Genomic DNA, 25,172 nt, shown 5'->3' on the forward strand with positions numbered 1-25,172 from the left:
TATGTTTCAACTGTTTAAGAAAAGAAATTTTAGCGAATATATAAGTGATACCTTCTTGTTTTTCAAAGAAAACGGGTCTCATTTCTTTAGAAACTATTTTATCATCAACGGAGCTTTATTGATTCTTTTGGTGGCTCTCTCCTATTTTGTGTTCAAGGTATATTTTGAACTGATTTTTTCCAATATTGGTTCTACTTCAACTAATTTTCTAGATGATTATTTTAATAATAATGTCGGTTTGATTATTGGTGTTTTTATTGTTTTCTTTCTGCTGATTCTTTTTGTATCGTTGGTTAATTATACTTTTCCTGTACTTTATTTAAAACTATTGGAACAACACAAAGGGCAACATTTTGATACTAAAGAAATTATTGATGAATTCAAATCTTCTTTCGGGAAAGTAGTCATCTTCTTTTTAGTCATTTTTCTACTCAGTATAACAGTTGGATTATTGATTATGGGATTATTGGTCGCGATGATGTTTATCCTCATCGGATTTGTTGTAGCTATCATTTTAATTCCGGCACTTATTGCCTTTGTTCAATTTAGTTTTTATGAATACATGAATGCTGAAATTGGGGTTTTTGATGCTTTAGGAAAAGGCTATTCTAAATTGACCCAAAACTTTTGGCCGATAGTGGGTTCAACTATTATTATGTATGTCATTATTCAAATTGTTGTGAGTATTTTTTCTGTCATTCCCTATGTAATTGGAATTGCAAGTATGTTTACCAGTCTTGAAAATCAAAGTTCACAAGAAGAAGCTTTTTCAACCTTTGGCATCATGATGGTGATTGTAATGTGTATTTCAATATTGTTGAGCTATATATTAAATAATTTATTGATCGTGAATAATGGTGTCATTTATTACAGTTTACGTGAAGAAAACGAAAACAAAAACACCATAAACGATATTGATTTGATTGGAACAGACGGTGAATAAACTCCTCTACATACTTCTTTTTTTAACTTGTTTACAATCGTTTGCACAAGACAGTTTGTCTGTTGGAGTGAAAGAAGAAAAGATACTTTTTACTGAAAAAGACATTAAAATTGATTCTTCTTTGATTGAAAATAGAACATTTGAACAACTGTTTAAAGACAACTATCAAGACAATGATTACATTTATGAACAAGCTGTAAAAGAATCATCTTGGTGGGATCGATTTAAACAATGGTTGGCCGATTTTTTCAAACGATTGTTCAACTTAAGTAGCGACACGGTTTCCGGAAAAGTTGTAGATATTGTCATAAAAACATTGGCGGTACTGCTCATTATTTTTGTGATTTACCTGATTGTAAAAGCGATTCTAAATGGAGAAGGACAATGGATTTTCGGAAAATCATCGGATAAGAAAGTTATTCATCATGAAGATATTGAGAAAAATATTCACTTGGTAGATTTCGAAAAACTCATCAAAGACACTTTGAAATCCGGTGAACAACGATTGAGCATTCGCTACTATTATCTATGGCTTTTGAAAAAAATGTCGGATAAAAACATGATAGAATGGGATTTGGAAAAAACCAATTCTGATTATTTATATGAAATTAAAAACGAAGCTTTTCAATCAGATTTTGAATATGCTTCCTATTTATACAATTATATTTGGTATGGCGAATTTGAATTGGATGAACCGACCTTTGAAAAAGCCAAAACCAAATTTGAAAAAATGATTCATTCGCTTTAATGAACAGAACGATTAAAATATACATTATTTTTTTGGTCGCCATGATGGCGTTGATCGTTTTTGTGGATGCCAATCGACCACGACCGATTAATTGGACACCCAGTTTTGATATCAATTCTAAAATTCCGTTTGGGTTAAAAGTATTTGACCAAGAAAAAGAACATTTATTTAAAAACGATTCACTTGCTCAAATTCAGGTAACGCCTTATGAATTTTTTGATGCTCATTATGATTTTGATACGCTGGTAAACACATACAAAATCAAGGGAACATTTTTTTCGATAGATCATTATTATACTATTGACGAATCGTCAACAGATGAAATTTTATATTTTGTTTCCCACGGTAACGATGCCTTTTTGAGCATGAATTCCTTTTCTCAAAAACTAGAAGATTCCTTGAAATTTCAAATTGACAATCATTTCTTCAACGACCGAATTGAAGTCTTTTTTGCCAATAAAAAAATAGATGAAAAAGAATATCAAATGAAAATGGGCGTTTCCGGCAATCATTTTTCTTCATTTGACACATTAAAAACAACGGTTATTGGTTATCAAAAAGCAGAAGATTCTACTTTTGTGAATTTTGTAAAAATTCCATACGGACAAGGAAATTTTTATCTGCACACCCAACCGTTTGCCTTTACCAATTATTATCTTTTGAAAGATAGAAACTATCTATATGCCGAGAAAGTACTTTCATATCTTCCAAAAGGGGCTGTATATTGGTATCCAAACAAAACCTACAATACTGGTGTTTCCAATTCACCAATGCGGTTTGTTTTGACTAATGAAGGACTAAAATGGGCATGGTATATATTTTTGATTGGAATGATTATCTTTATGATTTTCAATGCTAAACGAAAACAACGGATTATTCCGATTATCAAACCATTGGAAAATACAACAGTTGATTTTACGAAGACCATTGGAAATTTGTATTTTCAAGAAGGCAATCACGATACAATTATGGAAAAGAAAATTATTTTTTTCCTTGAAAAGTTGCGACAAGATTATTTGATTGATACACAGAAATTAGAGGATGATTTTATCAAGAGAGTACATCAAAAAACCGGAAAAGACATTGCTCTGATTGAAAAAGCAGTTATGCTCATCAAACGACAACGCAAGACGTTTAAAAGCACCGAAAACGATTTGATTGAATTGAATGGTGTGCTTGAAAAAATTTTAGAAAATAAAAAATAAAGTGTAAAAAATATAGATATATGGAAGAAAATCTAATCCCATCACAACCGGAAGAAACCGTAAACTTTGAATCTCGAATTGATCTAAAGCCTTTGCAGGAAAGTATTCAAGCCATCAAACAAGAATTAAACACTGTCATCGTTGGTCAACATAAAATGATTGATCAATTATTGGTTGCTATTTTATCCAATGGTCATGTTTTGCTTGAAGGTGTTCCCGGAGTTGCTAAAACCATTACGGCAAAATTATTAGCCAAAACCTTGAGTATTGGTTTTAGCCGTATTCAATTTACGCCTGATTTAATGCCGTCAGATATTTTGGGAACTTCCGTTTTCGACCTAAAAAAATCAGAATTTGAATTCAAAAAAGGGCCTGTTTTTTCCAATTTAATTTTAATTGACGAAATCAATCGTGCTCCCGCCAAAACGCAAGCTGCTTTGTTTGAAGTAATGGAAGAACGCCAAATTACGATGGACGGTACAACTTATACTATGAATGCTCCTTTCTTGGTTATTGCCACCCAAAACCCAATTGAACAAGAAGGAACCTATCGTTTGCCGGAAGCTCAATTGGACCGTTTTTTGTTTAAAATCAACATCGATTATCCAAAATTGGAAGAAGAAATCAACATTCTTCAAAAAGAACATGCGTTGTTGAGTGAAAATAAATTAAGTAACATCAAAACCTTGCTTTCTGCTGAAGCGATTCAACAATTTCAAGTGTTGGTGAAACAAGTTTTGGTAGAACCCAATTTATTGGAATACATCGCCAAATTGGTTGTCAACACCAGAGAAAATGGCTTTTTATATTTAGGAGCATCACCAAGAGCATCGATTGCTATTTTAAACGCTGCCAAAGGTTTTGCGGCTCTTCGCGGAAGAGATTTTGTAACACCGGAAGACATCAAAGAAGCCGCTATTCCTGTTTTACAACACCGTGTGATAGTTACACCGGAACGTGAAATGGAAGGCATCACCAGCAAAGAAATCATTCAACAAATCATTGAATCTATTGAGATTCCAAGATAAAATCAATCGTTTTGAAAAAAGGGTTTAAACAGCTTTACATCAATAATTTCTTTTTCTACTTGCTAGGAGGCATAGTAGCAACATTTGTATTGAGCTTCTTTTTTCCCGTATTTTATAATTTAGCTTGGTATTTTTTGCTGATTACGGTATCGTTTTTAGTTTTGGATATCATCATTCTTTTTGCTGCTAAAACCGGAATTGAATCTACTCGAATTGTAGCAGAAAAACTCTCTAATGGGGATGAAAATCCGATTAGTGTTTCTACACGAAATTATTATACATTTGCTGTTTATGCTAAGATTATAGACGAAATTCCGTTTCAGTTTCAAGTGCGAAATTTCGAAATTAATAGAAAAATAAAAGCTTCTTCGCAAGATGACATTCAATATTTTCTTCGTCCGGTAGAACGGGGTGAATATGTTTTTGGGAATTTGAATGTTTACATTTCTTCGCCTTTACGGATCATTTCTCGTCGATTTACGTTCAATAAAGACCAAATGGTGCCTACTTATCCTTCCTACATTCAATTACGGAAATATGATTTAATGGCTTTTTCTAATAATTTGTTTCAATATGGTGTGAAGAAAATCAGAAGAATTGGTCACACGATGGAATTTGAACAAATCAAAGAATACATTCAAGGCGATGACATCAGAACCTTAAATTGGAAAGCAACTGCTAAGAAAAACAGTTTGATGGTCAATCAATTTCAAGACGAAAAATCGCAATCGGTTTACATGATTATCGATAAAGGTCGTGTGATGAAAATGCCTTTTAACGGTTTGAGTTTGTTGGATTATGCCATCAATGCAACGTTGGTTTTATCCAATGTAATTTTGAAAAAACACGACAAAGCCGGGATGTTTACGTTTTCCAAAAAAGTAGAGAATAGAGTTGTTGCCGAAAAACGTTCCTCGCAAATGCAATTGATTATGGAATGTTTATACAACATCAAAACCGACTTTTTCGAGAGCGATTTCAGTCGATTATACACCGATGTAAAGAAAAACATCAACCAACGCAGCTTACTTTTACTTTATACTAATTTTGAAACCTTAGATGGATTGCACCGACAATTGCCCTATTTAAAAGGAATTGCCAAAAATCATTTGCTCGTAGTGGTCTTTTTTCAAAACACAGAACTCAACGACTTAATCCACAAAAAAGCAGAAACCGTTCAGGAAGTATATGACAAAGTCATCGCCGAAAAATTCATGTTCGAAAAACGCCTAATCGTCAACGAGCTCAAGAAATATGGGATTTATTCCGTTCTCACCCAACCGGAAAATCTGACGTTGGATACGATTAATAAATATTTGGAAATTAAAGCGAGAGGGATTTTGTAACAGTTTCCAGTCGCTCCCGAAAGCTTTAGGGATCAGTCGCAGTTTTCACACAATCTTGTCATTCCGAAGAATGAGGACACGAGCGATAGCGAACTGGCAAAGCAATCTCTTTCTGTGATTTCTGTGAGAAAAAATTCATTCAGGTGTTCTAGAATAAAAGATTTAAGCATTTTTAGCTTTCCATTTTCTCGCATTTCATTTCAATTTTTGTTCTCAATCAAAACTTGATTAAATAATATTTCTCACAGAAATCACAGAAATCACAAAACTTGAAACCTGAAACCTGAAACATAAAAATCCATATCTTTGTAAACCAAAATCCATCACTTTGAAAACCATCACTTCCGCACAAAACCCATTCATCAAATCACTCGTTCAATTGCAGGAAAAAGCCAAAACCCGCAAACAAACCGGAACGTTTTTAATGGAAGGCAAACGCGAAATTGAATTAGCCGTAAAAGGTGGATATCAATTAGAAACTCTTTTATTTTTACCAGAATTAGTTTCTGAAAAAGACTTGAAAAAATTTGCCGTTTCAGATTGCATTGAAATTTCAAAAGAAGTCTATCAAAAATTAGCCTATCGCGACACAACCGAAGGAATCTTGGCGGTAGCCAAATCAAAATCGCATCAACTATCCGATTTAAAATTATCTGAAAATCCACTCATTTTAGTTGCCGAAGGAATTGAAAAACCCGGAAATATCGGAGCATTATTGCGAACAGCCGATGCAGCAAACATTGATGCCGTAATAATTGCCAACCCGAAAAGTGATGTTTACAACCCAAATGTGGTTCGTTCAAGCGTAGGTTGTTTATTTACCAATCAAATTGCTATTGGAACAACCGTAGAAGTAATTGCATATTTAAAAAAGCATAACATTGCCATTTATTCGGCTACTTTGCAAAATTCGAATTCTTATCATATCGAAAATTACACCACTCCAACTGCTTTAGTTGTTGGTACAGAAGCAACAGGATTAACGGAACCATGGCGTACTGAAAGCACTCAAAACATCATCATCCCTATGCAAGGCGAAATCGATTCGATGAATGTTTCGGTGGCAGCAGCAATTTTATTGTTTGAGGCGAAACGGCAGAGAGGGTTTTAAACTTTTAATTAAAAACTCTCTTATTTGTAGATTTCTTACTACATATTTTTTTAAAACATTCCACTTGCACAATTCAAATCAATTTTTTACTTTTAGTAAGTTAAGAAATTGCTATGACTGAATTAGATTTAGAGTTAGAAAACAAAGCCATTGCCAAGGAATATAAGGAGCTGCTTCGCATCAGTTATCAAACTTTAACTCCGGAGGACAAAAAAATAATCCGGAAAGCGTTTGATGTGGCGGTTGAGGCACACAAAGACCAACGGCGTAAATCGGGAGAAGCCTACATCTTCCATCCTATTGCTGTGGCAAAGATCGTAGCTTCTGAAATTGGATTAGGAGCCACTGCCATTGCCGCTGCTTTAATGCACGATGTAGTGGAAGATTCACCTATTACCGTTGCCGAAATTGAAAAAATGTTTAATCCGAAAATCGCTCAATTAGTTGATGGATTAACCAAAATAGCCAAAGTAAAAACCGATCAGGAAATTTCGATGCAAGCCGAGAATTTCCGTAAAATGTTACTGACGCTAAACGATGATGTTCGGGTAATTCTCATCAAATTGGCTGACCGTTTGCACAATATGCAGACCATGGAATCGATGGCGGATTACAAACAAGCCAAAATTGCTTCTGAAACGCTATATATTTATGCTCCTCTCGCCCATCGATTGGGATTATATAACATCAAATCAAAATTAGAAGATTTAGGTTTAAAATATACCGAACCCGATGTGTATGCCGACATCGTTAGCAAAATGAAGGAAAGCAAGGAAGAACAAGAAGCCTATATTACTTCTATTTCTGATGTTTTAAAAAAATCACTTGATGAAGAAGGAATTGAATATACGATAAAAGGTCGTCCGAAATCCATTTATTCTATTCGACGAAAAATGCTGGCTCAAGGGGTTTCTTTTGATGAAGTATATGACAAATTTGCGTTACGAATTGTGTATAAATCCAACCAACACGATGAAAAATTTGTGGCATGGAAAATTTATTCTGTCGTAACCGATCATTATCGTCCGAGTCCGAGTCGTCTTCGCGATTGGATTTCTTCTCCAAAATCTACCGGTTACGAAGCCCTTCACATTACCGTAATGGGACCAAAAGGACGTTGGGTTGAAATTCAGGTTCGCTCAGAACGAATGGATGAAATTGCAGAAAAAGGATATGCGGCCCATTACAAATACAAACAAGGAATTTCAGAGGAAAATACGTTAGATACTTGGCTTAATTTATTAAAAGAAGCACTTGAAAATTCAACCACTAATGCAGTTGATTTTGTAGAAGATTTTAAGCTGAATTTGTATTCCAAAGAGATTTATGTTTTTACACCCAAAGGTGAAATTAAATCGTTGCCAAAAGGAGCTACTTCATTGGATTTTGCGTTTAGTATTCACTCCGAAATCGGTGTTAGAACGCGAGGAACAAGAGTAAACGGAAAATTAGTCCCGCTCAATCATGTGTTAAACAGCGGAGATCAAATTGAGATTATTACTTCGCCGAATCAAAAACCTAATTCGCATTGGTTAGATTATGTAACTACTTCACGGGCAAAAAATAAAATTAAAAACGTTCTCAACGAAGACACCAAGAAAATTGCAGAAGACGGCAAAGAACTGTTGACACGAAAACTCCGTCACTTAAAAATCACCCTTAATGAAGCAACGATTAATGAATTAGTGGTTTATTTTAAACTTAAAACCAGTTTAGATTTATTTTACCGAATTGGGATTGGTACAATTGACAATCAGCAATTAAAAGATTTTGCGGCTCAAAAGAGTAATACGTTGATGAATTTTTTCAAAAAAATCAAACGTTCGCCAAGTGTTGCTCCTGAACAAATTCAAAAATATGAGTTAAGTAAAAACTTTGATATGCTTGTTTTTGGGGCTGAACAAGACAAATTGGATTATAAATTATCGAGTTGTTGCAATCCAATTCCGGGTGATGATGTTTTTGGTTTTTTAACGATAAATGACGGGATTAAAGTCCATAAAAAAGATTGTCCGAATGCCATTAGTTTGCAATCCAATTATGCCTATCGTATTATTCAAGCCAAATGGATTGATTCATCTCAAGAAGATTTTAAAGCCGTTTTAAAAATTACCGGTATGGATACGTTAGGATTAACCAATGAACTTACAAAAGTAATTTCTAATCAAATGCATGTCAATATTCAAAGTATTTCTTTAAGTGGAGAAGCAGGAATTTTTAATGGTCAAGTAACGGTTGTAGTGCAAAACAATACCATCTTAAAACGTTTGATAGAAAACATTAAAAAGATAGATGGTATTGATAAAGTAACCCGAGTAACAAATGCAAAACTGAATTAATTATTGACATTTTTTGTTGATAATCTTTATTGAAATAGGCATTTAAAAAATGTCAAAACATAAAAATAATGTATCTTTGCAGATATTGAAAATCCGATGGAAAACAACAAAAATCAGGATATCGTAAAAAACGTTTTTACCAAATATTTGGAAGAAAAAGGACACCGTAAAACACCGGAACGATATGCTATACTTCAGGAAATTTATAACAACTCTGAACATTTTGATATTGAATCGTTGTACATCAAAATGAAAAACAAAAATTACAGAGTTAGTCGAGCAACGCTTTACAATACTATCGAATTGTTATTGGAATGTGGATTAGTGAGAAGGCATCAATTTGGTCAAAATCAAGCTCATTATGAGAAATCGTATTTTGATAAGCAACATGACCACATCATCATGACTGATACAGGGGAAGTTATTGAATTTTGCGACCCACGAATTCAGCAAATTAAAAAAACTATTGAAGAAATTTTTGGTATTGAAATCCACAACCATTCTCTTTATCTGTATGGAAATAAGAAAGTTGAGAATGAAGCTACCAAAACAATAACTACAAATTAAACACAACTATAAAGAGGAAAACCTCACAAAACAACACACAAAAATGACTGTAGATTTACTGCTCGGCCTTCAATGGGGCGACGAAGGAAAAGGAAAAATTGTAGATGTACTCACTTCAAAATATGACATTATTGCTCGTTTTCAGGGCGGTCCAAATGCAGGTCATACGCTAGAATTTGATGGAATTAAACACGTTTTACGCACCATTCCATCCGGGATATTTCATGCAAATTCCGTTAATATTATTGGGAATGGCGTAGTGATGGATCCGGTAGTATTTCAAAAAGAATTAGAAGGTTTGGAAAAATTCAATATGGATGTAAAATCTAAATTATTGATTTCCAGAAAAGCACATTTAATTTTACCTACTCATCGATTATTAGATGCTGCTTCAGAGGCTTCAAAAGGAAAAGCAAAAATCGGTTCTACATTAAAAGGAATTGGACCAACGTATATGGACAAAACCGGTAGAAACGGGATTCGAATTGGTGATATTGAATTAGCCGATTTTAAAGAACGTTACCGTTCATTGGCCGACAAACATGAAGCCATGATTTCCTTTTATGATGTTGATTTACAATACGATTTAAAAGAATTGGAAGATGAATTTTTCGCTTCGATAGAAGTGTTAAAAACGCTTACTTTTATTGATAGTGAAGAATATCTCAATCAAGCCATAAAAGCCGGAAAATCGATCTTATGTGAAGGAGCTCAGGGCTCATTATTGGATATTGATTTTGGAACATATCCGTTTGTTACTTCCTCAAATACCACAGCTGCAGGAGCCTGTACCGGTTTGGGAATTGCTCCCAACAAAGTAAAAGAAGTTTTCGGAATTTTTAAAGCCTACACCACTCGCGTGGGTAGCGGTCCATTTCCAACCGAATTATTTGATGAAGACGGTCAAACTATGGCAAGAGTTGGAAACGAATTTGGTTCTGTTACCGGAAGAGCCAGACGTTGTGGTTGGTTAGATTTAGTGGCTTTAAAATATGCCGTTCAAGTAAATGGCGTAACGGCTTTATATATGATGAAAGGCGATGTGCTATCCGGATTTAAAACCTTAAAAATTTGTACCGCTTATCGCTATAAAGGAGAAAAAATCAGTCATTTTCCCTACAATATTGAACCGGAAAATGTTGAGCCTATTTATCAAGAAATGAAAGGTTGGCAAGCTGATTTAACGGGAATGACTTCATACAACGAACTCCCACAAGAATTGAAAACGTATATCGAATTTATTGAAAAGGAATTGGAAGTTCCTATCAAAGTAGTTTCTGTTGGACCGGATAGAAAACAAACCATTCTACGATAAACACAAAAAAAAGCTGTAATGAACTTACAGCTTTTTTTATAACTAACTCAAACCAATTTATTTACTTTTAAGCAAAGTAACCGCTTCATTTGCTTTGGAATTCATAGCATGATCAAGTGCTGTATTTCCTCTTTCGTCTTTGATTTTAGGATCAGCTCCTTTTTCTAATAAAAAAGAAATGATTTCAACTTGATTATAACGAGCGGCATACATCAGCGGTGTCATTCCGTTTGTTTTTTCATTGATGTCTGCACCGTATTCAACAAACTTTTTAACCACTTCAACTTCTCCTTTACTTATTGCAACACAAAGTGGTGTAGCATAATATTTTGCATAAATGCCGGTTTCTCCGCTGTTTGCTGTTTTTGAAGTTGAATTAGCATACGTAAACTGACCAAAGCCTAACAAGGCTACTCCTAAAAAAATGATTGTTTTTTTCATACTGTTCGTTTTTTGATTAATGATTGATGATTTTTTGATGATTGATATAGTAATAGACGAGAGTCTTTTCATATTGTTACAACTTTTTTATTTTGTAACAAATCTTTAACAAAAAAAGCCAGGTATTTAACCTGACATTTAAAAGTATATTTTTGAATGTGAATTATTTCTGTAGAAATTCCAACACATTTTGTTCAATTCGCTGATGAATATTTGTTATGTCTGCTTTTACAAATTTTTCACCAATGATATTTTCATATAACTCGATGTAGCGTTCGGAAACCGTTTCGATATAATCATCCGTCATATCTGGAATTTGTTGACCATCTTTTCCTTGAAAACCATTTTCAATCAACCAACGACGCACAAACTCTTTGGATAATTGCTTTTGTTCCTCTCCTCTATCTTGTCTTTCCTGATAACCATCTGCATAAAAATAGCGAGATGAATCAGGAGTGTGAATTTCGTCAATCAACACAATTTTTCCGTCTTTCGTTTTACCGAATTCATATTTGGTATCAACCAAAATCAATCCGCGTGAAGCTGCAATTTCTGTTCCACGTTGATATAAAGCTCTTGTATAATTTTCTAAAACGAGGTAATCTTCTTCTGAAACTATCCCGTTTGCTAATATGGCTTCACGTGAAATATCTTCATCGTGTGAACCATTATCTGCCTTGGTTGTTGGGGTAATAATTGGTATAGGAAACTTGTCATTTTCTTTTAAATCTTCCGACATTTCCACTCCGCAAAGTAATCGTCTTCCGGCGGCATATTCTCTTGCGGCATGACCGGAAAGATAGCCACGAATAACCATTTCCACTTTAAAAGGCTCACATAAATGTCCGACCGCTACATTAGGATCTGGTGTGGCAATCAACCAATTGGGCACAATATCTTGCGTCAATTGCATGAATTTAGTAGCAATTTGATTGAGAATTTGGCCTTTGTATGGTATTCCTTTTGGCATTACTACGTCAAAAGCTGAAAGACGATCGGTAGCAATCATCACTAAAAGTTCATCATTGATGTTATACACTTCTCTGACTTTGCCTCGATAGACCGATTTTTGACCCGGAAAAGTAAAGTTGGTCGTTGTTATTGTATTCATATTGTTGTGTTGTTGTGAGGTGCAAAAGTAAAGATTCTTACTTTCTTAATTGCTATTAAGATTTAAAATTTTGCATAAAAAAAAGGATAGCTATGCCATCCTTTTTCAGTATGATTAAAATATTTTTAGAACATAATATTATAAGTTGCACCTACTCCCACCATTTGAATATCGACTTTGTTTTCGGTAAACGAATGTTGATAAAAACCATAAATGTTCCATTTTTTATTGTGGTATCCAATCTGTGGGTTAATATACATTCCACCGCTGTTATTTTCAACATTGGTTAAAAATCCATACCCTAAATCTGCACCCACAAAAACGCCTTCAGTTTGAAAATAGTAACGAGCAAAACCAGCTAAAGGAATTAATCCAAAATCATCTGCTCCATCTTTACCAAAAAAATGATTGTATCCCGATGCTACTCCAATGGCAAAATGTGGTGTAACCAAATACTGTCCTCGCACATCAGCACCAAGCATAAAAGAAGAAAAATCAGCTGTGTCCCCCATTGGTAATCCGGCGGTTAAACCGGCTTTGAACCAAGAATTATCTTTGGTTACGTTAATTTCCTTTTGTTGAGCAAAAGTAAAACTTGCTGTAAATACCCCTAAAACTAAAAATAACTTTTTCATTTTATATTGATTTTAATGTTAAACGATAAGTTATTAAGCAAATTTTATGCCGAAATGTAATACTATTCTTATTCTCTAAAAATCAGTAATTTAAACAGTCTTGTTATTTCTTTTTTTTGACAAAAACTTTTTAAAATTTAAATACGAAATGTATATCAAACCAAAAAACGAAAGAAATAAAAGAAAAAAAGTCAATATTATTAACCAAATCGGATAAATTGTGGTATGCCACCCTGGGATAATTGAAGTAGCAAAATCAATCGTAAAACTATAAAAAAATGCAAAAATTAAGAATATGACAATTAAAATAAAAATAATTTTTTTCATAGTTTCTAAAGTAAAAACCTCATAAACAAGAATCTATTCATGAGGTTTATATTAATTCTTAGAATATTTAGACTATAAAATTTTTAATCCAAATTCTCAATACTTTTATAGGCATCAATTACTTTTTTCACCAATCGATGACGCACAATATCTTTGTCGTCCAAGTATAGAATACCAATACCTTCTACGTCTTTTAGAATGAGTAACGCTTCTTTTAATCCGGAAATTGTTCTTCTCGGTAAATCAACTTGTCCCGGGTCGCCAGTGATAATGAATTTGGCATTTTTTCCCATACGAGTCAAAAACATTTTCATTTGTGAATGAGTTGAATTTTGAGCTTCGTCCAAAATTACAAAAGCATTGTCTAACGTTCTACCACGCATAAAAGCCAAAGGAGCAATTTGAATGATTCCTTTCAAAATATAATCTTCCAATGTTTGTGGTGGCAACATATCGCGTAAAGCATCATATAACGGTTGCATATACGGATCTAGTTTTTCTTTCATGTCACCGGGTAAAAAACCAAGATTTTCTCCGGCTTCAACGGCAGGACGCGTCAGAATAATTCGTTTCACTTGTTTTTCTTTGAGAGCTTTTACAGCCAATGCCACACCTGTATAAGTTTTACCCGTTCCGGCTGGACCAACGGCAAAAACCATGTCGTTTTTGTGAACCAAATCCACTAACTTTTGTTGATTTGGTGTCATGGCTTTGATGAGTTTGCCGCCTAAACCGTGTACTAAAATCTTGTCGTGGTCGGGCATTCGGTGCTCTTCGTGAGAGTTGCTTTGAATTACGCGGTCAATTACATTTGTATCAATGTTGTTATAACGTGTAAAATGTAACATCAAGCGGTTAAAGCGGTTTTCAAATTCATCTAATACTTCCTTCTCGCCGTATGCCTTTAGGGTGGTGCCTCGGGCAACAATTTTTAACTTTGGATAGTACTTTTTGATAGTTTCAAGATGGCTATCTTGAGCTCCCCAAAACTCTTTTGGGGCAATGTCGTGCAGTTCGATAATTCTTTCGTTCAAAAGCAACAGTTTTAAAATTAAAAAATAGTTTTTAATTAGTAGATTTGCATCACTCAAATTTAAACAAAAAACTTCGTACGTTTAACGAATAGTTATAAACAAAAAAATGTCAATAATTACACTCACGACAGATTACGGACTAAAAGACCATTTTGTTGGGGCTTTAAAAGGTAAAATCTTAACCGAATTTCCGGAAGCTAAAATCGTTGACATTTCGCATGATATTGATCCATTTAATACTGCCGAAGCAAGCTATATCATTCAAGCCGCTTATATTAGTTTTCCAAAAGGAACGGTACATCTGATTGGCGTTGATGCTGAACGAAATACTGAAAACGAACATGTAGCCATGCAATGGAATGACCAATTTTTCATTTGTGCCGACAATGGAATTTTGAGTATGCTGACGCAACGTATTTTACCGCAAAAGATTGTCGTTATTAACATTCACGACCGTTTACCTTCCAATGCAACGGATTTAGATGTTTTTAAAACAGTAGCCTGTCATTTAGCAAAAGGCGGAACATTGAACGTGATTGGTAAAGAAATTCAACAATTAAAACCTACCACGGAACTACAACCAATTGTATCTAAAGATGGAAATTCTATCAAAGGAAATGTCATTTATATTGATCATTTTGGAAATGTGGTGGTAAATATTTCTCAAAAGCAATTTTCCGAGGTTGGAAAAGGCAGAACATTTGAAATTGATATTAAACCCAAACCAATCAAATCGATACAATCGAATTATTCGGCAATAGCTGTTTCAGATAAATTTCCGATTAAGTATTTTGAAGGCGAACAATTGGCGTTGTTCAATGAAGTTGGCTTTTTAGAAATTGCTTTGTTTAGAAGCAATCCTTCCACCGTAGGAAGTGCTCAGACTTTGCTAGGAATTGGCTATCGCGATACTATTACCATTAACTTTAAATAATATTTATGTTTGTACGCATCGTAAAAATGAGTTTTCATCCGCAACATGTTTCAGCTTTTCTGGCCAATTTTGAATTGATGAAAGAAAAAATACGAAATGCTCCCGGCAACCGTTTATTAGAATTGTATCGGGATAAAAATAATCCAGATATATTTTTTACATACAGCTATTGGGAAACCGAAGAGGATTTAGAAAACTATCGCCAATCGGCATTATTTGATGAAGTTTGGACATTTACTAAACAATTGTTTAATGCCAAACCCGAAGCTTGGAGTGTTGATAAAATGGTATCTTTAACTTAATATCAAAAAAAATGTATTTATTAGTCATCCCTTTTAAACTTTTAAACTCTTAAACTTTTAAACTTTTATACTCTTAAACTTTTAAACCCTTAAACTTTTAAACCCTTAAACTTTTAAACCCTTAAACTTTTAAACCCTTAAACTTTAAACTTTTAAACAAAAAAATGAAAGCAATACTTCTCAGAGAAATAAAATCTTTTTTCGGTTCACCCATCGGATATTTAGTGATTGCCGTTTTTTTATTGCTCAACGGTCTCTTTTTATGGGTGTTTGAAGGTGATTTTAACATCTTAAACAGCGGGTTTGCCGATTTGAATCCTTTTTTCACACTCGCACCATGGGTGTTGATTTTTTTGATTCCGGCAGTTACCATGCGGAGTTTTGCAGATGAAAAAAAACAAGGAACTTTAGAGCTTTTGTTAACCAAACCCTTGACCATTCGTCAAATTGTTGGTGGCAAATTTTTAGGAGCGTTTTTATTGATTTTAATAGCACTCTTGCCTACTCTTTTATACGTTTTTGTCATTTCTGATTATGGTTCACCTGCCGGAAGTTTTGACATGGGAAGTACAATTGGCTCCTATTTTGGATTATTATTTTTAGTGAGTGCCTACACCGCTATCGGAATATTTGCTTCAACACTAACTGAAAATCAAATAGTAGCTTTTATTGTGGCGGTTTTTATTTGCTTTATGTTCTATTTTGGATTTGAAGGCATTGCCGGTTTTTTCACTTCCTTTTCTACTATTGTTGCCGGTTTAGGAATGGATTATCACTATAAAAGCATCAGTCGTGGTGTGATTGACACACGAGATTTACTTTATTTTATCAGTTTATCGATACTCTTTTTGGCTGCAACTGTTTATCAACTTAAAACGTCAAAAAACTAATGAAAATAAATACTAAAAAAAATCTTCTTTCTTTTTTGTCGCTTTTCGGAATAATTGTGGCAATCAATATCCTTGGGCATTTTTATTTTAAACGATTTGACTTGACGGATGACAAACGCTATACGCTTTCAGATAGCACTATTGAACTTCTAAAAAGTATTGATGAACCTTTGTTTATTGATGTTTTTTTAGATGGAAAATTTCCGCCGGAGTTTAAACGGTTACAAAATGAAACTAAACAACTTTTAGAAGAGTTTAGCAGTCATAATTCCAATTTAATGTTTCAATTTACCAATCCGTTGGAAGATGAAAACAATGCTCAACAGTACATTGCTGAATTGACAAATCTTGGTTTCTTACCAACCAATATCAATAGTACTCAAAAAGGAAAAAAGGAAATTATACAAATTTTTCCTTGGGCAATTGCTAATCAAGGTGAAAAATCTGTTCGTGTTCCTTTATTAGTCAACAATTTTGGAAATACACCTGCTGAAAACATCAATAGTTCGGTGCAATTACTAGAATTTGCTTTTGCAGATGCTTTAACCAAAATTACTAAAAAAGAAAAGAAAAAAATTGCCATTTTAAAAGGAAACGGACAAATGGCAGACAAATACCAAGCGGATTGTTTATTGAATCTAAAAGAATATTATCAATTAGGCGAATTTAATTTTGATTCTTTGCAAGATAATCCGAATAAAGTACTGGAAAATTTGAAACGTTTTGACGCCACTTTGATTATCAAACCTACAGAAGCATTTTCAGATAATGAAAAATATATTTTGGACCAGTATATTATGAATGGCGGAAAAAGCATGTGGCTAATGGATAAAGTGATTGCGGATATTGATTCCTTACAAAACAAAAATAATGCTTCATTAGCTTTTCCTAGGGAATTGAATGTGGATGATTTATTTTTCAAATATGGGGTTCGCATCAATTATAATTTGGTTCAAGATTTACTTTCAACCCCTATTACGGCTCAATCTGAACAAGGTGATGTGCCGATTGATTGGTTGTATTCGCCCATTATTAAATCAGAAAATAATCATGCCATTAATAACAATATCAATTTGGTTAAATTAGAATTTACCAATACCATTGACACGTTAAAAAACGGCATTAAAAAAACCATTCTTTTAAAAAGTTCGCCACAATCAAAAGCGATTGGAACACCTTTAGAAATCAATTTATATGAATTCATGGAAGGTGTTGATGAACAAGATTTTACGAAAGGAAATTTACCACTTGGCGTTTTATTAGAAGGTTCCTTTACCTCAGCATTTAAAAACCGTGTGAGACCTTTTTCAGACCCAACTCATCTTGAAAGCGGAAAGGATAACAAAATGATTGTGATTGCCGATGGTGACATCATTAATTATTCTTACGTTAATAAAAAACCATTGTTGGGTGGAATTGATCAATGGACCCAACAAGTGTATGGCAACAAAGAATTTTTATTAAACGCCATGAATTATTTATTGGATGACAATGGACTTATCAACATTCGAAACAAAGAAGTAAAATTGGCATTTTTAGATAAAGAAAAAGTGAACCAAGACTATCATTCCATTCAATTGTTAACAGTTGGACTGCCTTTGATACTCTTGTTATTGTTTGCATTAGCCTTTATCTTTTGGCGTAAAAAAACCTACGCCAGATAATGTTAATAAATTCCATTTTTTAAATTCAATAGTTCCCATTATATTTGTAGGATATAAAATAAAAAACCGAAATGAAGTTTATAGTATCGAGTTCGTATTTATTAAAACAATTACAAGTGCTTGGAAGTGTTATTAACAGTAGTAACACTTTACCAATCTTGGACAATTTTTTATTTGAATTAAACCAAAACAGTTTAGTTGTTTCAGCATCAGATTTAGAAACAACCATGTCTGCTACCTTAGATATTGACAGTAAAAGTGAAGGAAGCGTAGCAGTACCGGCAAAATTATTATTAGAAATTTTAAAAACGTTTCCGGAACAACCGTTGACCTTTACAGTAGAAGAAAATAATACAATTGAAATCAGTTCTAATTCTGGTAAATATGCTCTGGCTTACGCTGCCGGAGAAGAATTTCCAAAAGCAGTAGTATTAGATGATCCTTCTTCTACACTTGTTCCCGCAGAAGTTTTGGCAACAGCCATCAGTAAAACTATTTTTGCAGCCGGCAACGATGATTTACGTCCGGTAATGTCAGGAGTATTTTTTCAATTTTCACCTGAAGGATTGATTTTTGTGGCCACCGATGCTCACAAATTGGTTAAATATTCCAGAACGGATGTAAAAGCTTCTCAAGTGGCTGATTTTATTATGCCTAAAAAACCATTGAATATTTTAAAAGGTATTTTAGGAACATCAGATAGTGAAGTAAAAATTGAATACAATGACAGTAATGCAGTATTTTCATTTGATAATTACATGCTTGTTTGTCGTTTAATTGATGGAAAATATCCTAACTACGAGGCGGTAATTCCTAAAGAAAATCCAAATAAGTTATTAATTGACAGAACTCAATTTTTAAATTCTGTTCGTCGTGTAGCGATTTTTTCAAATAAAACTACGCATCAAATTCGATTAAAAATTGCCGGTACAGAATTAAATATTTCTGCTGAAGATATTGATTATTCTAACAAAGCAGAAGAGCGTTTGACTTGTGATTATCAAGGAGATGATATGCAAATCGGATTCAATTCTCGTTTTTTAACAGAGATGTTGACAAATTTACAATCAGATGAAATTCAATTGGAAATGTCTTTACCTAACCGTGCCGGAATCTTAACTCCTGTTGATGGTTTAGATGATGGAGAAATCATTACTATGTTGGTAATGCCGGTAATGTTGAATAACTAAATTATTTATTTAAAAAATAATTAACACTGTAATTCATTTTACAGTGTTTTTTTATATATTTATTTCGATTTAATCATGAAGATTAAATTTAACCTATAAATAAATAGTATTTTATGAAAAAAAATGTATTCATGGCATTAACATGCCTTGGTATTGCCATGTCTGTTTCTGCTCAAAAGCTTGATAAGTTTGGAGCTGATTTGGGTAAAAAAAGTTTAATGGGTAAAGAAGTACGTGTACCTTACACCGAAATGTCCAATTATTTTGGTTTTATTAAACCTGGTGCTGCTCCAGACGAAGTAGTCAATGGAAAAAAAATGTATTATGTTTATGTTTGGGTTCCTATTGCAGCTCCTGAGATTGGAATTCGAATGATTTCTCCTGTACCTGAAGGAATGAAACCAGGTGCAACGGATATGGTTTCAGCAGATTTTACTGCCAATGTTGCCGATACTAAAAGCTATTTTGACACATGGATAACTTTTGAAAGAGCAGAAAGTATTTTGAAATTAGACGATATTAAGTCAAAAATCAAAACAACAAAATGGATTTCAATTGAGTCAAATGATGATTCTAGTGAAATGCCTGCTCAACCATCAGGAAGCAAATACAATTCATTAATGAGAATCACTAGTGATACCGGAAATCCAACTAAATCGCTTGTTATGGGATTATACAGAATTGGTTTTACAACTTATAAAAAGGGAGAAGTAAACGGTAGCTTCTTGGCACAAGTTGGAGCACCAATTAAACTTCCGGGAGTAAAAATAGCTTCTAAACCTGAAGAATTAAGCGTTCAATAATCTATCAAAAAAATCCGAAGGTTAACTTCGGATTTTTTTATTTATATTACATTTTCATGAATCACCAAAAGCGGAACTTCAACGTGATACGATAATTTTTGAGTCAAACTTTGACGGAATAATTCTTCGAAGAATCCACGTTTATAATTTAGCATTGCCAACATATCCACTTCATATGCTTGAACAAAATTTAATATAGTTTGTTCTACATCTTCTGCTTCAATAACATGAATACTGACTTTTTCGTCTTTTAATAAAAACTTCCAGTCTTCAATGACAACCGGATTCACGTCTGATTTTTTGGTTTTTACATACACACAATGTACATGGGCATCAAATAATTTTGACAATTCAATCACTTTTTTTAGAGCTTTAAAATCTTTTTCTCTAAATCGGGTAGAAAAAACAATGTTTTTAATTCCTTCATAATTTGCCTCTTCTGGAACTGCAATCACAAAATTATCCAACTCCGTAATTACACTGCCCGCATTTGAACCCAAGAAGGTTTCTTTTAAACCGGAAGCTCCTTTTGTACCCATTACTACATAATCAATGCTTTCTTCTTTTACCACTTGTTTAATCACCCAAATTAAATCACCGTGTTTTAGGATATGATTGATTTTTAAATGATCTAATCCGTTTTTTTCTGCAATTTCTCTTAAAAGAGGAATCTGGTCTTTGAAATTTTCAAAATTTTCCAATTCAATAGTGTCATACACTTCTTTGAGAGTAGTTGGTAAACCACCAATATGTAAATTTGGAAGTTCATAAGCATGAAGTGTAATCACTTCTGCATTCATCTTTTCTGCTAATTTTAAAGCATATACAAAAGCATTCATAGAGGCTTCTGAAAAATCGGTTGGAAACAATATTTTTTTCATCATCGTAATTTTTATGGGTTGTTTGCTGTTTTTTATTGTAATAGTGTAAAGTTACATCGTTTTTATCCATAACCCTATGATAATTGTCAGGAATTGAGATTTGCTTAATCCATAACAACATTATGCATCAATTGGCTTAAAAAAAATAACTAATTTTGCAGAAAATAACTTTTGATGATTCCAACTGAAACAATAGTGGCATTGGCAACACCTTCCGGTGCGGGTGCAATTGCTGTAATCCGACTTTCCGGTAAAGAAGCCGTTTCCATTGCAGCCAACGTTTTTATTTCGGTTTCAGGAAAGGATTTGACCAAGCAAAAAACACATACTATTCATCTCGGACATATAGTTTCGAATGGAAAAACGTATGACCAAGTTTTGGTTTCCGTTTTCAAAAATCCACATTCTTATACTGGTGAAGATGTAGTGGAGATTTCTTGTCATGGTTCTACCTTTATTCAACAACAAATTATTCAATTGCTTTTGCGAAACGGAGCAAAAATGGCTCAACCGGGAGAATTCACCTTGCGGGCATTTTTAAATGGAAAGTTAGATTTATCACAAGCCGAAGCGGTGGCGGATTTAATTGCTTCAGATAACGAAGCATCGCATCAAATTGCTATGCAACAAATGCGAGGCGGCTTTAGCAACGAAATTGCCAACCTACGTCAAGAGTTATTAAATTTTGCCTCGTTAATTGAATTAGAATTAGACTTTGCCGAAGAAGATGTTGAATTTGCTGATAGAACCCAATTTAGCGACCTTTTAAATCGTATTGAATTTGTATTGAAACGATTAATTGATTCATTTGCTGTTGGTAACGTGATCAAAAACGGTATTCCAATTGCCATTGTAGGCGAACCAAATGTGGGCAAATCCACCCTACTCAATGCACTATTAAATGAAGAACGAGCCATTGTTTCAGACATCGCAGGAACCACACGCGACACGATTGAAGATGAATTAGTGATTGACGGTATTGGTTTCCGATTCATCGACACGGCAGGAATTCGAGAAACGACAGACCATGTGGAAAGTATAGGGATTAAAAAAACATTTGAGAAGATTGAGCAAGCTCAGGTAGTATTATATTTGGTTGACAGTTCTCAGTTGTCAGTTGTCGGTTCTCAGTTGTTGGTAGATCAGTTGAAAAAAGAGATTGAGCAAATTAGAAATAAATACCCGAGCAAAACATTGTTAACGGTAATCAACAAAAAGGATTTACTTTCTTTTGAAATGATAACTAAGCTAGAAAAGGAACTGACAATCGACAACGGACAACAGCAAACACTTTTCATCTCCGCTAAACAAAACATTGGCATCGATGAACTCAAACAAACTCTACTCTCTTTTGTGAACACGGGTGCTTTACGTAACAACGAAACAATTGTTACCAATTCTCGTCATTACGATTCATTACTAAAAGCCTTAGAAGAAATTCAGAAAGTGAAATGGGGATTGGAAAGCAATCTTTCTTCTGATTTGATGGCAATTGATATTCGCGAAGCTTTATATCACTTTGGTGAGATTACCGGAGAAGTAACCAATGATGAGTTGTTGGGGAATATTTTTGCGAATTTCTGTATCGGGAAGTGATTTAAGAAAAATATCACAAAAAAATAATCAAAAAATAAAAAACAACCCTTACAAAACAAGGGTTTTTTAATTTTAATAAGACACTCAAAATTTTTAATATTTTGTACCTTTTTGCAATAATTTGTACCTTACTTGTATCTCTGAAATTATTTTTTTATTAATTTTGAAAAACAAATGAAATTTTGGCACTTATTTCTACTTAAATAAATCAATACTTTTATGTACTAATTTAAAAAGTGGAGAAAACATCTGAAAAAAACAGTAAATTATGAGTTCAAATCTGAGTATAAAAAAACGGTGTGAATATTGCAAAAATGAATTTATTGCAAAAACCATAAAGACTCGTTATTGTTCGTTAGATTGCAATCGAAAACATTATAAGATATTAGCCAAGCAAAAAAAAATCGCAGTTGTAGAAAAGGCAATTAAGTTTAAAGTAAATGATATTACAGAAATCAATAAAAAGGATTTTTTAACCGTAAAAGAAGCTGCATTTATTTTAAGTATGTCTTTAAGAACGTTATATAGATTAGTTGAAAATAAAGAAATTAACGCTTATAATTTTGGTGTTAGAAAAACACTAATACGTAGGAAGGATATTGATTTTTATTTTGATTTAAATATGAATAATATTGATCTTAACAAAGACCACTTAAAAAACATGATTACAAAGGAAAACTCCTATTCTATTAATGAAGCCTCAGAAAAATATAATATTTCAACCTCCGCCCTTTACAGCCTAATTAACCGGTTAGAGATTCCAAAAAAACAATTTGGAAAATTTGTACTAGTAAAAAAAATCGATATTGACTCCATATTTGCAAATCATGACTAAAGTAACGCTCAGAGAAAAAAAACTGAAAACTGAAAAAATCAGTTTATACCTTGACTACTACCCTCCTATCATAGATCCCAATACTGGGAAATCTACCAGACGGGAATTTTTAGAACTTCATATTTTTAAAAATCCAAAAACACAAGACGAGAAAAAGCATAATACAGAGACTTTAGCTTTTGCAAACGGAATACGTTCAAAAAGAGAAGTGCAGTTGCGTAATAAAGAATATGGTTTTAAGGATAATGTAAATATCAATATTGATTTAATCGGATTTTACCAACGCATAGTTGATGACTATTACAATAAAGGAAGTAAGTCTAATTATCATGCTTGGCAATCATCGTTGAAGCATTTTTCAAATTTTTGCAATAACAGTATCATGACAAGTGATTTGGATAATCATTTTGTTAATCGTTATCGAAGCTATTTATTAAACATCAATACCACCCGAAATTCAGAAAATCCAAAAAAGCTCACACAAAATACTGCTGCCACTTATTTCAAACATTTTCTTTATGTTTTAAAACAAGCCTATAAAGAGAATTTCATCGAAAAAAACTTAGCAGAAAATGCAGATTATATTAAAGAGCAAGAAATTCACCGGGAGTATTTAACCGAAGAAGAACTAAAACTGCTTTGGAATATACCTATAAAAAAAGATACCGTTAAACACATGGCATTTTTTTCTGCATTAACCGGATTACGATTTGTAGACATTAAAAATCTTGATTGGAGCAAAATATACCATGATAAACATCAGAGCTTTTATGTGCAATTAAGAGAAAAGAAAACTAATTCTATATACAACCATCCTATCTCTGAATCGGCTTTCAATATTTTGAAGTTGCAAAACACATCAAAAGGACTGATTTTTGGAAACATAGAATATACTCAAATAACTCGACCTCTTAAAGAATGGCTAGAAACCGCTAAAATCAATAAAAAGATTTCTTTTCATAACTTTAGACACACTTATGCCACCTTGCAACTGGCCAATGGAAGTGATATTTATACCGTATCTAAGTTGTTAGGACATAAAAATGTTTCTACCACACAGATTTACACCAAAGTATTGGACAAAAACAAAATTGAAGCTGCTAACCGAATAAAATTAGATTTAGATGGACTTTCTTGAAAAACATATTGAAATAACGAATAATGAAAAAAAAAGAATTGAAAGATTTGCCAAAGAAGTACTTGTTGAACAAGACATTAAATTCAAAGATTTTGATGAAGCATATGAAAAATTAATAGGTGATCTTTGGAGCGAATTTGGTGAAAAAAATTTAATAAATAAATATACTATTCACTTTGGGGGTGTACATAACTTTTTTGTTAAAGCAGTAAAAGGTTATAGAAAAGATTGTCCAGATATTATAAAAACCGTTTTAGAAAATGAAGTATATGAAAGGTTTAACAGTTTTAATTTAAATAAATATTCAAATCATGAATATGGTGAAGACTTTGAAAAAATTAACTATGAGTTTTTTGTCAATGAATTATTAAAGCTTGATGCGTACCAAAATCTTTCTATTAACATTGATCATATAAAGCTAGATTTAGAAAAAAAATATAATTCAAAAGAAATTGAAAAAATTGAGTTCTATAAATTGATTCACAAATATGTTGGAAAAAACGGTCAAATTGACCACCTAATTCCGGAGCAAATTGACCATCGATTCCGATTCAAAATGACCACCTAATTTCGGGTCAAAATGACCACCACTTTCCGGTTGAAATTGACCACCGAAAAATACTACTTTTTTTCATGCTGTTAGCCACCTAAATTCGTTGAAAAACGAATTATGGCAAATAAAATAACAGACATGAGTAAGATAAGAAAAGTCATTAAATTTCATTGCAAGGGCAAGAGTAATTTATTTATCAGCAAGTACCTTTCACTTTCCAGAAACACGGTAAAGAA

The 25,172-nt window shown here is 33.1% G+C and carries 24 protein-coding genes; 19 read left to right on the forward strand and 5 right to left on the reverse strand.

Annotated elements, in window-relative coordinates; translation table 11 throughout:
* The first annotated feature begins 1 nt into the window (after position 1).
* From H601_RS0111485 to H601_RS0111530, 9 genes are all read left to right on the forward strand, one after another.
* On the forward strand, positions 2-943 hold the full coding sequence (locus tag H601_RS0111485) for a hypothetical protein (protein WP_035655900.1): 942 nt from the start codon (positions 2-4) through the stop codon (positions 941-943).
* Positions 936-1,691, forward strand: coding sequence for a hypothetical protein (locus tag H601_RS0111490; protein ID WP_026711659.1), 756 nt, complete (start codon positions 936-938; stop codon positions 1,689-1,691). Before H601_RS0111485 ends, H601_RS0111490 begins: the two co-directional genes overlap by 8 nt.
* Positions 1,691-2,896 (forward strand): DUF4350 domain-containing protein, encoded by a 1,206-nt coding sequence (locus H601_RS0111495; protein WP_026711660.1) that lies wholly within the window; start codon positions 1,691-1,693, stop codon positions 2,894-2,896. Before H601_RS0111490 ends, H601_RS0111495 begins: the two co-directional genes overlap by 1 nt.
* Positions 2,897-2,916: 20 nt before the next feature.
* Positions 2,917-3,924: an AAA family ATPase gene (locus H601_RS0111500; RefSeq protein ID WP_026711661.1), complete on the forward strand. Its 1,008-nt coding sequence runs from the start codon at positions 2,917-2,919 to the stop codon at positions 3,922-3,924.
* 11 nt (positions 3,925-3,935) lie between these two features.
* A complete protein-coding gene (locus H601_RS0111505) occupies positions 3,936-5,270 on the forward strand; it encodes a DUF58 domain-containing protein (RefSeq protein ID WP_211223552.1) in 1,335 nt (444 codons plus the stop codon).
* Positions 5,271-5,598: 328 nt separating this feature from the next.
* Positions 5,599-6,381, forward strand: a complete 783-nt coding sequence (locus H601_RS0111515) for a TrmH family RNA methyltransferase (protein WP_026711663.1) — start codon at positions 5,599-5,601, stop codon at positions 6,379-6,381.
* A 113-nt stretch (positions 6,382-6,494) separates the two neighbouring features.
* The gene (locus tag H601_RS0111520; RefSeq protein WP_026711664.1) at positions 6,495-8,720 is read left to right on the forward strand and encodes a RelA/SpoT family protein; all 2,226 of its coding nucleotides are present in this window, start codon (positions 6,495-6,497) and stop codon (positions 8,718-8,720) included.
* A gap of 96 nt (positions 8,721-8,816) precedes the next feature.
* Positions 8,817-9,287 carry a Fur family transcriptional regulator gene (locus H601_RS0111525; RefSeq protein WP_026711665.1) on the forward strand — a complete coding sequence of 157 codons (471 nt, stop codon included), beginning with the start codon at positions 8,817-8,819 and terminating at the stop codon, positions 9,285-9,287.
* 43 nt (positions 9,288-9,330) lie between these two features.
* Positions 9,331-10,602: an adenylosuccinate synthase gene (locus tag H601_RS0111530; RefSeq protein WP_026711666.1), complete on the forward strand. Its 1,272-nt coding sequence runs from the start codon at positions 9,331-9,333 to the stop codon at positions 10,600-10,602.
* Positions 10,603-10,659: 57 nt separating this feature from the next.
* Here the strand turns inward: H601_RS0111530 and H601_RS0111535 are convergent, their stop codons facing one another.
* The 4 genes from H601_RS0111535 to H601_RS0111555 all read right to left on the reverse strand — a co-directional run bounded on the left by H601_RS0111535 (position 10,660) and on the right by H601_RS0111555 (position 14,150).
* Positions 10,660-11,043 carry an ankyrin repeat domain-containing protein gene (locus tag H601_RS0111535; protein WP_026711667.1) on the reverse strand — a complete coding sequence of 128 codons (384 nt, stop codon included), beginning with the start codon at positions 11,041-11,043 and terminating at the stop codon, positions 10,660-10,662.
* Between the two features lie 163 nt (positions 11,044-11,206).
* Positions 11,207-12,154 (reverse strand): phosphoribosylaminoimidazolesuccinocarboxamide synthase, encoded by a 948-nt coding sequence (locus H601_RS0111540; RefSeq protein ID WP_026711668.1) that lies wholly within the window; start codon positions 12,152-12,154, stop codon positions 11,207-11,209.
* 125 nt (positions 12,155-12,279) lie between these two features.
* Entirely contained in the window at positions 12,280-12,789 is a 510-nt protein-coding gene (locus tag H601_RS15640; protein WP_035655901.1) for a hypothetical protein, read from the reverse strand.
* Between the two features lie 410 nt (positions 12,790-13,199).
* The gene (locus H601_RS0111555) at positions 13,200-14,150 is read right to left on the reverse strand and encodes a PhoH family protein (RefSeq protein ID WP_026711670.1); all 951 of its coding nucleotides are present in this window, start codon (positions 14,148-14,150) and stop codon (positions 13,200-13,202) included.
* A 106-nt stretch (positions 14,151-14,256) separates the two neighbouring features.
* Between H601_RS0111555 and H601_RS0111560 the strand changes: the two genes are divergently transcribed.
* The 6 genes from H601_RS0111560 to H601_RS0111585 all read left to right on the forward strand — a co-directional run bounded on the left by H601_RS0111560 (position 14,257) and on the right by H601_RS0111585 (position 19,933).
* Entirely contained in the window at positions 14,257-15,084 is an 828-nt protein-coding gene (locus H601_RS0111560; RefSeq protein WP_026711671.1) for an SAM hydrolase/SAM-dependent halogenase family protein, read from the forward strand.
* Between the two features lie 5 nt (positions 15,085-15,089).
* Complete coding sequence (locus tag H601_RS0111565; protein WP_026711672.1) at positions 15,090-15,386, forward strand: putative quinol monooxygenase; 297 nt, start codon at positions 15,090-15,092, stop codon at positions 15,384-15,386.
* 164 nt (positions 15,387-15,550) lie between these two features.
* A complete protein-coding gene (gldF, locus tag H601_RS0111570; RefSeq protein WP_026711673.1) occupies positions 15,551-16,276 on the forward strand; it encodes a gliding motility-associated ABC transporter permease subunit GldF in 726 nt (241 codons plus the stop codon).
* Positions 16,276-17,940 carry a gliding motility-associated ABC transporter substrate-binding protein GldG gene (gene gldG, locus H601_RS0111575; protein WP_026711674.1) on the forward strand — a complete coding sequence of 555 codons (1,665 nt, stop codon included), beginning with the start codon at positions 16,276-16,278 and terminating at the stop codon, positions 17,938-17,940. The genes gldF and gldG overlap by 1 nt, the downstream gene beginning before the upstream one ends.
* Before the next feature lie 71 nt (positions 17,941-18,011).
* On the forward strand, positions 18,012-19,130 hold the full coding sequence (gene dnaN / locus H601_RS0111580) for a DNA polymerase III subunit beta (protein ID WP_026711675.1): 1,119 nt from the start codon (positions 18,012-18,014) through the stop codon (positions 19,128-19,130).
* A gap of 113 nt (positions 19,131-19,243) precedes the next feature.
* Positions 19,244-19,933, forward strand: a complete 690-nt coding sequence (locus tag H601_RS0111585) for a Lipl32 family lipoprotein (RefSeq protein ID WP_026711676.1) — start codon at positions 19,244-19,246, stop codon at positions 19,931-19,933.
* 41 nt (positions 19,934-19,974) lie between these two features.
* Here the strand turns inward: H601_RS0111585 and H601_RS0111590 are convergent, their stop codons facing one another.
* Complete coding sequence (locus tag H601_RS0111590; RefSeq protein WP_026711677.1) at positions 19,975-20,814, reverse strand: universal stress protein; 840 nt, start codon at positions 20,812-20,814, stop codon at positions 19,975-19,977.
* Between the two features lie 174 nt (positions 20,815-20,988).
* Between H601_RS0111590 and mnmE the strand changes: the two genes are divergently transcribed.
* The 4 genes from mnmE (at position 20,989) to H601_RS0111610 (ending at position 24,951) form a co-directional block, all read left to right on the forward strand.
* Complete coding sequence (gene mnmE / locus H601_RS0111595; protein ID WP_026711678.1) at positions 20,989-22,410, forward strand: tRNA uridine-5-carboxymethylaminomethyl(34) synthesis GTPase MnmE; 1,422 nt, start codon at positions 20,989-20,991, stop codon at positions 22,408-22,410.
* A 268-nt stretch (positions 22,411-22,678) separates the two neighbouring features.
* Entirely contained in the window at positions 22,679-23,245 is a 567-nt protein-coding gene (locus tag H601_RS0111600) for a helix-turn-helix domain-containing protein (RefSeq protein ID WP_026711679.1), read from the forward strand.
* Complete coding sequence (locus tag H601_RS0111605) at positions 23,238-24,383, forward strand: tyrosine-type recombinase/integrase (protein WP_035655903.1); 1,146 nt, start codon at positions 23,238-23,240, stop codon at positions 24,381-24,383. Before H601_RS0111600 ends, H601_RS0111605 begins: the two co-directional genes overlap by 8 nt.
* Positions 24,370-24,951 carry a hypothetical protein gene (locus H601_RS0111610; protein ID WP_026711681.1) on the forward strand — a complete coding sequence of 194 codons (582 nt, stop codon included), beginning with the start codon at positions 24,370-24,372 and terminating at the stop codon, positions 24,949-24,951. The genes H601_RS0111605 and H601_RS0111610 overlap by 14 nt, the downstream gene beginning before the upstream one ends.
* The last annotated feature ends 221 nt before the right edge of the window (positions 24,952-25,172 follow it).

The organism is Flavobacterium filum DSM 17961 (assembly GCF_000425465.1).
GTDB lineage: Bacteria > Bacteroidota > Bacteroidia > Flavobacteriales > Flavobacteriaceae > Flavobacterium > Flavobacterium filum.

Bases quoted from the DNA above. Each gene is read 5' to 3' on its own strand.
- H601_RS0111485 (WP_035655900.1), top strand. From the start codon at position 2: ATGTTTCAACTGTTTAAGAAAAGAAATTTTAGCGAATATATAAGTGAT.
- H601_RS0111495 (WP_026711660.1), top strand. From the start codon at position 1,691: ATGAACAGAACGATTAAAATATACATTATTTTTTTGGTCGCCATGATG.
- H601_RS0111500 (WP_026711661.1), top strand. From the start codon at position 2,917: ATGGAAGAAAATCTAATCCCATCACAACCGGAAGAAACCGTAAACTTT.
- H601_RS0111520 (WP_026711664.1), top strand. From the start codon at position 6,495: ATGACTGAATTAGATTTAGAGTTAGAAAACAAAGCCATTGCCAAGGAA.
- H601_RS0111525 (WP_026711665.1), top strand. From the start codon at position 8,817: ATGGAAAACAACAAAAATCAGGATATCGTAAAAAACGTTTTTACCAAA.
- H601_RS0111530 (WP_026711666.1), top strand. From the start codon at position 9,331: ATGACTGTAGATTTACTGCTCGGCCTTCAATGGGGCGACGAAGGAAAA.
- H601_RS0111535 (WP_026711667.1), bottom strand. From the start codon at position 11,043: ATGAAAAAAACAATCATTTTTTTAGGAGTAGCCTTGTTAGGCTTTGGT.
- H601_RS0111540 (WP_026711668.1), bottom strand. From the start codon at position 12,154: ATGAATACAATAACAACGACCAACTTTACTTTTCCGGGTCAAAAATCG.
- H601_RS15640 (WP_035655901.1), bottom strand. From the start codon at position 12,789: ATGAAAAAGTTATTTTTAGTTTTAGGGGTATTTACAGCAAGTTTTACT.
- H601_RS0111560 (WP_026711671.1), top strand. From the start codon at position 14,257: ATGTCAATAATTACACTCACGACAGATTACGGACTAAAAGACCATTTT.
- H601_RS0111565 (WP_026711672.1), top strand. From the start codon at position 15,090: ATGTTTGTACGCATCGTAAAAATGAGTTTTCATCCGCAACATGTTTCA.
- gldF (WP_026711673.1), top strand. From the start codon at position 15,551: ATGAAAGCAATACTTCTCAGAGAAATAAAATCTTTTTTCGGTTCACCC.
- gldG (WP_026711674.1), top strand. From the start codon at position 16,276: ATGAAAATAAATACTAAAAAAAATCTTCTTTCTTTTTTGTCGCTTTTC.
- dnaN (WP_026711675.1), top strand. From the start codon at position 18,012: ATGAAGTTTATAGTATCGAGTTCGTATTTATTAAAACAATTACAAGTG.
- H601_RS0111585 (WP_026711676.1), top strand. From the start codon at position 19,244: ATGAAAAAAAATGTATTCATGGCATTAACATGCCTTGGTATTGCCATG.
- H601_RS0111590 (WP_026711677.1), bottom strand. From the start codon at position 20,814: ATGAAAAAAATATTGTTTCCAACCGATTTTTCAGAAGCCTCTATGAAT.
- mnmE (WP_026711678.1), top strand. From the start codon at position 20,989: ATGATTCCAACTGAAACAATAGTGGCATTGGCAACACCTTCCGGTGCG.
- H601_RS0111600 (WP_026711679.1), top strand. From the start codon at position 22,679: ATGAGTTCAAATCTGAGTATAAAAAAACGGTGTGAATATTGCAAAAAT.
- H601_RS0111605 (WP_035655903.1), top strand. From the start codon at position 23,238: ATGACTAAAGTAACGCTCAGAGAAAAAAAACTGAAAACTGAAAAAATC.
- H601_RS0111610 (WP_026711681.1), top strand. From the start codon at position 24,370: ATGGACTTTCTTGAAAAACATATTGAAATAACGAATAATGAAAAAAAA.